General features: G+C 69.2%; 10 protein-coding genes and 1 pseudogene. 5 read left to right on the forward strand and 6 right to left on the reverse strand.

Going from position 1 to position 10225, the window contains the following annotated elements; all coding sequences use genetic code 11:
* Positions 1 to 6: 6 nt before the first annotated feature.
* Entirely contained in the window at positions 7 to 561 is a 555-nt protein-coding gene (locus ON23_RS26025) for a CGNR zinc finger domain-containing protein (protein ID WP_039781397.1), read from the reverse strand.
* 86 nt (positions 562 to 647) lie between these two features.
* Between ON23_RS26025 and ON23_RS26030 the strand changes: the two genes are divergently transcribed.
* Positions 648 to 1523 (forward strand): alpha/beta fold hydrolase, encoded by an 876-nt coding sequence (locus ON23_RS26030; RefSeq protein WP_039781424.1) that lies wholly within the window; start codon positions 648 to 650, stop codon positions 1521 to 1523.
* A gap of 12 nt (positions 1524 to 1535) precedes the next feature.
* Here ON23_RS26030 and ON23_RS26035 read toward each other — a convergent pair whose 3' ends face one another.
* Positions 1536 to 2159: a methylated-DNA--[protein]-cysteine S-methyltransferase gene (locus ON23_RS26035; RefSeq protein WP_051043361.1), complete on the reverse strand. Its 624-nt coding sequence runs from the start codon at positions 2157 to 2159 to the stop codon at positions 1536 to 1538.
* 82 nt (positions 2160 to 2241) lie between these two features.
* Positions 2242 to 2490 carry a hypothetical protein gene (locus tag ON23_RS26040; RefSeq protein WP_039781398.1) on the reverse strand — a complete coding sequence of 83 codons (249 nt, stop codon included), beginning with the start codon at positions 2488 to 2490 and terminating at the stop codon, positions 2242 to 2244.
* A gap of 62 nt (positions 2491 to 2552) precedes the next feature.
* Here ON23_RS26040 and yczR point away from each other — a divergent pair, with 62 nt between their 5' ends.
* Positions 2553 to 4043, forward strand: a complete 1491-nt coding sequence (gene yczR / locus ON23_RS26045) for a MocR-like transcription factor YczR (protein ID WP_039781399.1) — start codon at positions 2553 to 2555, stop codon at positions 4041 to 4043.
* A 13-nt stretch (positions 4044 to 4056) separates the two neighbouring features.
* Here yczR and ON23_RS26050 read toward each other — a convergent pair whose 3' ends face one another.
* Positions 4057 to 5346 (reverse strand): adenylosuccinate synthase, encoded by a 1290-nt coding sequence (locus ON23_RS26050; protein ID WP_039781400.1) that lies wholly within the window; start codon positions 5344 to 5346, stop codon positions 4057 to 4059.
* A gap of 335 nt (positions 5347 to 5681) precedes the next feature.
* Here ON23_RS26050 and ON23_RS26055 point away from each other — a divergent pair, with 335 nt between their 5' ends.
* Both ON23_RS26055 and ON23_RS26060 read left to right on the forward strand, forming a co-directional pair.
* Positions 5682 to 6305 carry a hypothetical protein gene (locus tag ON23_RS26055; protein WP_245556108.1) on the forward strand — a complete coding sequence of 208 codons (624 nt, stop codon included), beginning with the start codon at positions 5682 to 5684 and terminating at the stop codon, positions 6303 to 6305.
* A gap of 60 nt (positions 6306 to 6365) precedes the next feature.
* Positions 6366 to 7148, forward strand: a complete 783-nt coding sequence (locus ON23_RS26060) for a site-2 protease family protein (protein WP_051043363.1) — start codon at positions 6366 to 6368, stop codon at positions 7146 to 7148.
* 307 nt (positions 7149 to 7455) lie between these two features.
* Here the strand turns inward: ON23_RS26060 and ON23_RS26065 are convergent, their stop codons facing one another.
* Both ON23_RS26065 and ON23_RS26070 read right to left on the reverse strand, forming a co-directional pair.
* Entirely contained in the window at positions 7456 to 8550 is a 1095-nt protein-coding gene (locus ON23_RS26065; RefSeq protein WP_039781402.1) for an FUSC family protein, read from the reverse strand.
* Between the two features lie 71 nt (positions 8551 to 8621).
* Positions 8622 to 9080 (reverse strand): DUF3151 domain-containing protein, encoded by a 459-nt coding sequence (locus ON23_RS26070; protein WP_039781403.1) that lies wholly within the window; start codon positions 9078 to 9080, stop codon positions 8622 to 8624.
* Between the two features lie 196 nt (positions 9081 to 9276).
* Here ON23_RS26070 and ON23_RS26075 point away from each other — a divergent pair.
* A pseudogene (locus ON23_RS26075) lies at positions 9277 to 10225 on the forward strand (hypothetical protein); the annotation flags it as partial.

Below are 10225 nucleotides of genomic sequence, written 5' to 3' on the forward strand. Positions count from 1 at the left end.
TCGCGGTCACCGGCCGGCACCCTTGTGCCGCTGGTAATAACGGGCGACGCGGGCCCGGTTGCCGCAGCGTTCCGGAGAACACCACTGCCGCCGTGGATGGGCGGGCAGGAACAGCAGGACGCAGTCGTCGGCGGCACATTGCCGCAATCGAGCGATGGCCGGGTCGGTGAGCAGATCCACGGCCGCGTCGGCGAGCGCGGCGGCCACGTGTGTCCCCGGCTCGCCGCGGCGCCGCACGGTCGCGGTGAACCCGTCCGCACCCCATTCCAGCGTGCGGACCGCCGGCGCGGCGGCTTGTGCGGCGGCCAGACCGTCCACGGCGGCGGTCGGCGGGACCCGCTCGGCCAGAAGGGCTTCCAATATGCGCGCGGTGTGATCGCGGACCGCGTGTACCGCGGCCAGATCTGCCGCGGTCGCGTCGCCGGGTAGGCCGTGCAGGCGACCGGCCTGCAGGCCCAGCCAGCGCGTCAGCTGTCCGGTGGTCTGCAGCAGGTCGCCGCCCGCGGGCCGGGTGTTCACCAGGTCCAGGGCGGGCGGTTCGCCGATCAGCGGTTCACTCACCTACTAATGGTAACTCTCCGTCTTGACGCATTAGGTTCGGTCGGCTACAACTAATGCATCCCTACGGAGATAAGGCATGTGAACTCATGATCGAAGTGACCGAAGTGCGGAACCGGCGCGTCGAGGTGGAGGGCATCGAGGTCTTCTATCGCGAATCCGTGCCCACGCGCGCGGACGCTCCGGCGCTGCTGCTGTTGCACGGCTTCCCCTCGGGTTCACATCAGTTCCGGCGCCTCATCGACGTGCTGGGCAGCCGGTATCACCTGATCGCCCCGGACTATCCCGGCTTCGGGAACACCGTGGCGCCGGCGGATTTCGACTACACCTTCGATCGCCTCGCCGATATCACCGAGGCATTCGTGCGGCAGCTCGACCTGTCCCGCTTCGCGATGTACGTCTTCGATTTCGGCGCGCCCGTCGGTTACCGCGTCGCCACTCGTCATCCCGAGTGGATCACCGGCCTGGTGGTGCAGAACGGGAACGCCTACGAAGCCGGATTGTCGGCCGGGGCAAAGGTTTTCATCGCGCTGCGACCGGATCAGGAAGGGGCCGACGACATCATCGGGCAACTGCTCGGCCCGGACGGCACCCGCGGCCAATACGAGCAGGGCGTCGCGGATACGAGCCGGCTCGCCCCGGAGAGCTGGATGCTGGACCAGAGTTACCTCGATCTGCCCGGCCGCACCCGGGCGCAGCTGTCGCTGGCCTACGACTACCACTCGAATGTGGCCCGCTACCCCGAATGGCAGGCCTGGCTGCGCGCATACGCGCCGCCGGCCCTCATCGTCTGGGGTGCGAACGACCCCTTCTTCCCGGCCCCCGGCGCCGAGGCATACCTCGCCGACCTGCCCGATGCCGAGCTGCACCTGTTCGACACCGGCCATTTCGCCCTGGAAACGCATCTGCGTGAGATCGCCCCCCTCATCGCCGATTTCCTCGATCGGCTGCCCGCGTCGCAGTAGCCCCGGCGGCGTCTAGAACAGGGTCGGTTCGCCGAATCCCGAGGTGCGTTCGATTTCGAGCAGCCGGGCCTTGGTCACGATGCCGCCCGGCGCGGAGAAGCCGTGCAGTCCGTGGTCGGCCGCCAGCACGCGGTGACAGGGCACGATCAGCGGGACGGGGTTGCGGCCCAGGGCTTGTCCGACGGCCTGGGCCGCGCCGGGCGCCCCGGCCCGGGCGGCGACCTCGCCGTAGGTGAGTGTCCGTCCCGGGCCGATGGTGCGCGTGATGTCGTACACCGCGCGATGGAACTCCGGTTGGGCGCGGTAGTCCACCGGAATCCACCGCAGATCGTCGAGCTCCCCGGTCAGATGCGCGCGAATGGCCCGGATCGCCTCGGCCATCCCGCCGGACGGGTCGACGACGCGGACCCGCTCGGCGGCGATCGCGTCCACACCGCGGCGCAACATGCCGGCCGTGAGGGCACCGGCATCCGAGGTCTGTCCCGAGGCCGACGGCCGAGTGGGCTCGGGACCGCGGGCGACGACTTCCGGCAGTTGGAACCGCACGACGCCGTCATCGGTCCACCCCATCGCGCATCGGCCGATGGCGGTATCGAATTCGGTCACCGAGACCGAGGACAGCTTGCCCGCAGACATACCCCACAGTGTGCATCGGGGGTCCGACATCCTCGGCAGTTGCAGTCCAGTATCACCGACTGGACTGATGTCGCTCCGGCGGTCAGGGCACCACAGGCGGTCGAGTCGCCGACCGGTCCCGTGCCACGCAGGTCTGCCGCCCCCGCAGGGCCGCGAGATCTCGGGCCGGATCGCGGCACTCCACCTCGCGCAGTGACCAATCCGCCATCGGCGCGTGCGGGCGATACCGCTCGAAGAGCGCCACGACCCGGCGCCCGGATCCGGTGGCATAACGATAGGCGGCCAGGAGAACGACCGCGACGACCAGCAGAGCGGCGAGACCTGAGAACATGAGGTCCAGCCTGCTCGCATCTGGACTTGAATCAAATAGCCACTATCCGGATACTGGCCCTTATGGCGATACGCGTGATCAGTGCGGCCACCCTCACCCGCGACCTGGGCCGCTGGCGGCACGACGAATCCGGCGCCGCTCGCCGCGGCACGCGCCCGGCATATCTGGCGCTCGCGGAGAGTATTCGCCTGCTGATCCACGACGGCCGGGCCCCGCTGGGGATCGCCCTGCCGAGCGAACGCGATCTGGCGACCGCGCTGGGCGTCAGCCGCACCACGGTCACCTCCGCGTACGCGCTGCTGCGCGAGCACGGCTATCTGATCAGCCGGCAGGGCTCGCGCAGCACGGTCGCCCTGCCGTCGGACGTCGCGCACGACGGCACCAAACCGGCCCGCAGCATTCTGGCGGTGATGTCCCCGACGGCACAGCCCACCATCGACCTCACCTATGCCGCGATGTCGGCGCCCCCGCAGATGACCGACGCGTATTCCGCTGCGCTGCAGGGCCTTCCGATCTACCTCGGCACGCACGGCATGGACCCGGTGGGCATACTGCCGCTGCGGGAGATGCTGGCGCGCCGCTACACCGAACGCGGCCTGCCCACCGAACCCGATCAGATTCTGGTGACTCTCGGTGCGCAGCACGGACTTCGGCTGTTGCTGAATGTGCTCACCGCTCCCGCCGAGCGCGTCCTGATCGACCACCCGACCTATCCCAATGCGATCGAGGCGATCCGCGACGTCGGCGCCCGGCCGGTCCCGGTGCCGCTGCGTCCCGAACAGCCGGAGGCCGCCTGGGACCTCGACGGAATCCGCAGTGCCGCACGGCAAACCGCCGCCAGTACCGCCTACCTGGTACCGGACTTCAACAATCCGACCGGCCTGCTGATGAGCGCCGACGCCCGCGCGGAACTGGCCGCGATCGCCCGCGAGACCCGCATGACCGTGATCGTCGACGAGTCCATGGTCGATCAGCAGCTCGACGGCGAAACACCCCCTCCGGCAGCCGCTTTCGCGCGCGGATCGGAGATCGTGACGATCGGATCGGCGTCCAAGTCGTTCTGGGGCGGCCTGCGCGTCGGCTGGATCCGGGCCAACCAGTCGCTCATCGCGAAACTGCTCGGCACCCGGTCCACCGTGGACCTCGGCACGCCGGTGATGGATCAGCTGGCCACCGGCTATCTGCTCGACCATGCGGACGTGATCCTCGAACAACGCCGCGAACAACTACACAGCCGTCGCGCCGCCCTGCTCGAGGCCCTGTCCGAGGAACTGCCCGACTGGCAGGTGAGTCCCGGCCGCGGCGGTATGTCGATCTGGGTGCAACTACCGGCTCCCGTCTCGACCGCCCTCGCGGCCACCGCGCCCAATCACGGTGTCCTGCTCGCCGCCGGGCCGCGCTTCGGAGTCCAGGGCGCCTTCGAACGTTTTCTGCGGATCCCGTTCACCCACACCGAATCCGATCTGCGGGTGGCGGTGAAGTCGATCGCGGCGACCTACGCGTCGCTGACCCCGCACGCTACCGAACCGTTGGCGCCGCTCACCTGCTACTGAACCCGAAGTTTCGCTAGTTCAGGATGTCGTGACGGACGATCGTCTCGTCGCGGCCGGGCCCGACGCCGATGCAGGACACGCGGGCACCGGAAAGCTCCTCCAGCCGTTCGACGTACGCGCGCGCGTTGGCCGGCAGATCCTCGAAGCTGCGGGCCCCGGAGATGTCCTCCCACCAGCCCGGCATCTCCTCGTAGATGGGCTTGGCGTGGTGGAATTCGGTCTGGGTGGTGGGCATCTGCTCCACCCGCTCGCCGTCGATCTCGTAGGCCACGCAGATCGGCACGCGGTCCAGGCTGGAGAGCACATCCAGTTTGGTGAGGAAGTAGTCGGTGATGCCGTTGACCCGGGTGGCGTAGCGCGCGATCACCGCGTCGAACCAGCCGGTGCGGCGGGCGCGGCCGGTGGTCACGCCGACCTCGCCGCCGGTCTTGGCGAGATATTCTCCGGACTGGTCGAACAGTTCGGTCGGGAACGGGCCGGAGCCGACGCGCGTGGTGTAGGCCTTCAGGATGCCGAGCACCGTGGTGATCTTGTTGGGGCCCACGCCCGCGCCCACCGCGGCACCGCCGGAGGTGGGATTCGACGACGTCACATAGGGATAGGTGCCGTGGTCGACGTCGAGCAGGGTGCCCTGCGACCCCTCCAGCAGCACGGTCTCACCGTTCTCCAGGGCCTGATTGAGCAGCAGCCGGGTGTCGCTGATGCGGTGTTTGAAGCCCTCGGCCTGGTTCAGCACCTCGTCGACCACCTGCTGCGGGTCGAGTGCGCGCCGGTTGTAGATCTTCACCAGCACCTGGTTCTTGAATTCCAGTGCGGCCTCGACCTTCTGGGTGAGGATCTTCTCGTCCAGCACATCGGCGACCCGCACGCCCACGCGGGCGACCTTGTCCTGATAGCAGGGACCGATGCCGCGTCCGGTGGTGCCGATCTTCTTGTTGCCCAGGAAGCGTTCGGTGACCTTATCGATGGCCACGTGGTACGGCATGATCAGGTGCGCGTCCGCCGAGAGCAGCAGCCGGGTGGTGTCCACCGAACGCTGTTCCAGTCCGGCGAGTTCGTCGAGCAGCACACCCGGATCGATGACGACACCGTTGCCGATGACATTGGTGACGCCCGGCGTCAGGATGCCGGACGGGATCAGATGCAGCGCGAAATTGTCGCCGTTCGGCAGGACCACCGTGTGACCTGCGTTGTTGCCACCCTGGTAGCGGACCACCCACTGGACGCGGCCACCGAGCAGATCGGTAGCTTTGCCCTTACCCTCGTCGCCCCACTGGGCGCCGATCAGCACGATTGCCGGCATGGGAGTCTCCTACGGTTTCGACACGCAGCATCGGCGACGCTGCAGCTACCTGCCGTTGCAGAGCCCGATGACGGCGCTCCCGAGGCCCGTCCCTCGCGCCATGTGGCGGTGGCCGGAGGGACAGTCTAGTGGACACAATTCGTGCCGTAACCAGCCACCTCCTCCCCCGCGCGGCGCAGCGGAGAGCGCGCCGACCGCCCGAGCCGATTACAGTGGCCTGCGGAGGCGTCCCGGCAGGGGTGCGCCCGGTAGGCAGCGAGGGCGATGGCGTTGGCAGGTCCGAGGAGGGTGTTCGGCAGTTGAGTACTCATGTTCTCCGCTGCAACGGCGCTCCCGTGCCCATCGCGCTCGCGTCGCTGCCCACTACCCAGACCACGGCGATTCCGGAGCCCGCCGAGCTGGACGAACTGCTGCCGGTGCTGGCGGCCGACAACCAGCCGCGACTGATCGTGCTGGGCGAGGACGCCGGTCTGGCCGCGGTGCTCACCCATCTGCTGCGCACCGAACGGCTGGCCGTCGAGATCGGCTACGTGCCGGTGGATCGCACCTACGGTTCCCGCGCCTATCAGACCGGGACGGGCTCGCACGCCGCCAAACGCGCGTTGGAAGGCCGGGCCGAGCCGACCCCCCTGATCCGTGACGAGACCGGTACCGTCCTGGTCGGCCGGGCCACGATCACCGGCCGCGACGGCGGCAAACTCGAGGGTGAGGCCTACGTCGACGAAGTCCGGTTGTTCACCGGAAAGGTTGCGGCATTGCATGTCTCGCCGACGCTCGAGATGCCGGGCGTGCGCGCGACGGTGCAGCGCGGCTGGGGTAAGAAGCGCTGGGTGGCCGGGCGTGCCGTACAGCTGGGCTCGCCGGGCGCCGCGGTGACCCGCGACGGCATCGCCGCCGATCGCACCGTGCCGCGGTCGAGTTTCTACCGTCATCACGAGCCCTGGCTGCTGGTGCGATGACCTATTCCTTCCCGGCTCGGCGGGTCGTGCGGTACGTACGACGGTCCCGGAGGCGGCAGCGTGCGTAACCACGGAGGGGCCCGGGAGTACCGCCGGGGGATCAGCCCGAGTCCGATCTTTCTGCTGATCGTCGTGATCACCGCCCTGGGTGGGGCGCTGGCCTGGGATGCCGATCCGCTGTCCACCCGGGCGAAGGCCGGCGTGTTCGTGCTGGTGGTGGCGGGCTGGATTCTCAGCGTGTGCCTGCACGAATTCGGCCACGCGTATACCGCGTACCGAGCCGGGGACCGCGAAGTGCAGATGCGCGGATATCTGACGCTGAATCCGGTGAAGTACAGCCATCCGCTGTTGTCGATCGCACTGCCGATCTTCTTCATCGCGCTGGGCGGGTTCGCGCTGCCCGGTGGCGCGGTCTATCTGAATACGCAGAACTTCTCGGCACGCACTCAGCGCGCGATCAGCGCGGCGGGGCCGGCGGTCAACGCGCTGTGCGCGGTGGTGCTGCTGGTGATCGTCCGGTTCGCCGGCTCGACCCACGACCACGCCGCCTTCTGGTTCGGTCTGAGCTTCCTGGCGTTTCTGCAGATCACCGCGACGATTCTGAATCTGTTGCCGATTCCGGGAACCGACGGCTACGCGATCGTGGAGCCGTCGCTGAGTTATCAGACCCGGCGTTCGCTGGACCAGGTGAAGCCGTTCGGACTGCTGCTGTTGCTCGCGATCCTGTGGGTGCCGGAGCTCAACCGGGTGTTCTTCGATGCCGTCTACTGGGTGTTCGAGCTGTCGGGCGTGCCGTCGGACTGGGCGGCCATCGGTAGTTATCTGACCCGCTTCTGGACCTGACGCGCGAGTCGCGGGCGGGCGCGCCCGATTCCGGTTCGATTCGCCGGCGAACGGGAACCGGGCGGCCCTCTTCGCGACGGAGCGCCCGCCCCCTACGCGGTCGGCCGCACACCAATCGGCCGCACGTCGCATCCGTCGCGAAGTTTTCCGACCGCGCCACCCCTCGTCGACGCGGTCGAGACAAACGTACGATCCGCACCGGCCCGCGACACGAGTAGTCGACTACCCGATTCGAGCGCGGTGGCGGTGCGCGGCCGGACCCGGTGACCTCGCGGACCACTCCGCGACTACTGGTATCGCCGTGTCGTCAATCCTGCGGCGCCACATAGGGGTTCTGCACGGTCGGCGGCAGCAGCGCGATCGCCGACAGACGTGTGATCCCGCAGACCTGCATCAGATCGACCACGATGGAACGCAATTGGGCGAAGACCACATGGGAGGACAGGCCGGCGCCCTCGACCAGATCCTTGGTCGCGCCCTTCGCGACCCGCCGCAGGACACGCGTCGCCTCGGCGGCATCGGGCTGTTCGCCGGGTTCGGCAACCATGTAGCGGCGCACCACTTCCACCGCCTGCCCCAGCTCTTCGACCTCGGCGATCATTCGGGGATCGAGGATTTCGTCGTCGCGCACCAGGGTCAGCGCGCGGCGCAACAACACTCGGGTATTGCGCACCGCATTGTCGAGCGGGTCGACCGCCGCGCGGATCGCTTCCAGCCGCGGCCGGGAGTTCCAGTACAGCGGCGAGATCCGGCTGACCTCGCGCCCGCCCTCCACCGCATTGCGCAGACCGTCGATCTGCGGTTGCGTCCCGCGCACGGAATGCAGTGCGGCGCGGACCTTCTCCGCATTCTGCTCGTGGAGGCCGTCGGCGCATTCGGTCAGCGCCGCACCCAGGACGGTGAGGATATCGGCGGCCTGCTGCCGGGCCCGGCGCACGGGGTGCAGCGGAATCGCGGCCACCACCACGACGCCGACGAACCCACCGACCAGCGCGTCGACCATGCGGTTGAGACCTCCGCCGGTATGCGGCGGCATCAACGTGGCGACCAGCACCGCGGAACTGGCGGCCTGCATCGGGATGACCGCACCTTTGTCGAGGAAGACCGCGGTCGCCATCGCCACCCCGACGACGAGCGCGATCTGCCACGCACCGGTTCCGACCTGTCCGATGAAGAAGTCGCCGATCCCGATCCCGACGGCCACACCGCCGACGAGTTCCACGGATCGGCGCAGTCGCGCACCGAACGACACGCCGATCGAGATGACCGCGGCCATCGGCGCGAAGAACGGTTGTGGATGGCCGACCAACCGGTGGGCGACGAACCAGGACAGGGCCGCGCCCACCGCACACTGGAAGATCGGGAGCGCGGATCGGCGCAGACGCACCCATCCATTGCGCATGCGCTGTTTACCGCTGTCGCGAACCGCATCGACGGTGATGGCGGTCGCGAACCGTTCCGTGCCGGCCAGTCTCAGTCCAGACCGAGTTCGGCGGCGGCGCGGGGATCGCAATCCTCGAGCAGGTCCAGGCAGCGGGCGTATTCGTCGCTCTCACCGATGGCCTGGGCGGCCCGGGCGAGCGCGCCGACCGCGCGGAGGAAGCCCTGGTTGGGTTCGTGGCTCCACGGCACCGGGCCGAAGCCCTTCCACCCGTTGCGGCGCAGCAGGTCCAGGCCACGGTGGTAGCCCGTGCGGGCGAAGGCATAAGCCGCCACCACGTCGAGGGTCACCTCGGCCTGGCCCTCGGGCGCGCCCACGATCCCGGCGCGGTCGAGCGCATCCTCGGCCAGCTGCGCCCAGGCCACGGACGCCGTCGGATGTGCGGCGGCGACCTGGACCGGGTCCTCATTGTCCAGCAGGGCCTGTTCGGCTTCCGTGTTTTCGGGAAGCAATACCGGCTGCGGTCCGAGCAGATCACCGAAGGAGGTCATGGGCTTCATTGTGCACCGCCACCGCACCGGCTCGCCGGGCAGCGGGTGCGCCGGGCCGATGCCGGGCCCCGGTCCCCGTGGCGAGCCCTTATATGGTTGCGCGTCTGCCGCCTCTTACGCGCCCCGACCCCATTAGGCTGGCCGTCTGAGAGCGACAGTCGACGACCGACAGCCGATAGTGAGCAAGGGGTAGCGCGTGTCCGACCCGAACGACGATCAGAAGCCGCACCAGGGCGCCTCCGGCGACCGCCCGCGTCAGGCTGCATCCGGTGCGGGTCCGGACGGACCGGCGAAGCCCGGCGCCGCCCCCACCGCGCCCATGCCGTCACCATCGGCGCAAACCCAAGTCATTCGCGCGCCGGGGACGAAAAACGCGTCGGCCCAGCCGAATTTCGGTGCGGGTGACAAGTCCGGCGCGGGCGCTCCCGGTGCGAAGCCCGGCGGTTCCGGTACCGCCGGTTCCGGCAAGCCGGCCGCCGGTGCAACCGCCTCGAAGGCGAGCGACGGTGGCGAACCCGCCGAGCCGGCCGGTGCCGAGAAGGGCGCCGCCGGAAAGCCGGGCACCGCGCCGAGCGGTGCGGCGGCGGGCGAAGCGGAGACGGTCGCCATCCCCAGACGCGGGGAATCCGGCAAGAAGATCGGGGAACCCGGCAAGGCTCCCACCTCCGAGGAACCCGGCAAGTCCGGCGCCGCGACCGGCACTGCCGAATCCGCTGCCACGAACGGTCCGACGACGAACGGTCCGGCCGCCGCACCCGATGCCGAGCGCACCGCGAAGGGGACGAAGGACCCCGGTGCCGCGAAGGCTGGGGCCGCCGCGAAGGCCGGTGGCGCCGAAGGTGCCGCTGCCGGTCAGGGCGTCGCCGATGCCGCACGTGCCGCCGCACCGGGATCGAAGGCGCCGAACGCCGCCGCGAACGAGAACGGTTCCGGTACCGACGAGTCGAAAACCGTTGCATTGCCCAAGATTTCGTCCGGCAAGGGCGGCGAGAAGACCGCGAAGTCCGGCCCGGCGCAGCAGTCCGGCGGCGCGAACAGCGGTCGGGGCGCCACCGCGTCGGACCCGAAAGCCGAAGCGCCACAGGACGTTCCCGCGATATCGAATCCGTCCGACGACGCCACGACGATTCTGCCGATTCAGAAGC

Source organism: Nocardia cerradoensis NBRC 101014 (assembly GCF_000308535.1).
Classification (GTDB): domain Bacteria; phylum Actinomycetota; class Actinomycetes; order Mycobacteriales; family Mycobacteriaceae; genus Nocardia; species Nocardia cerradoensis.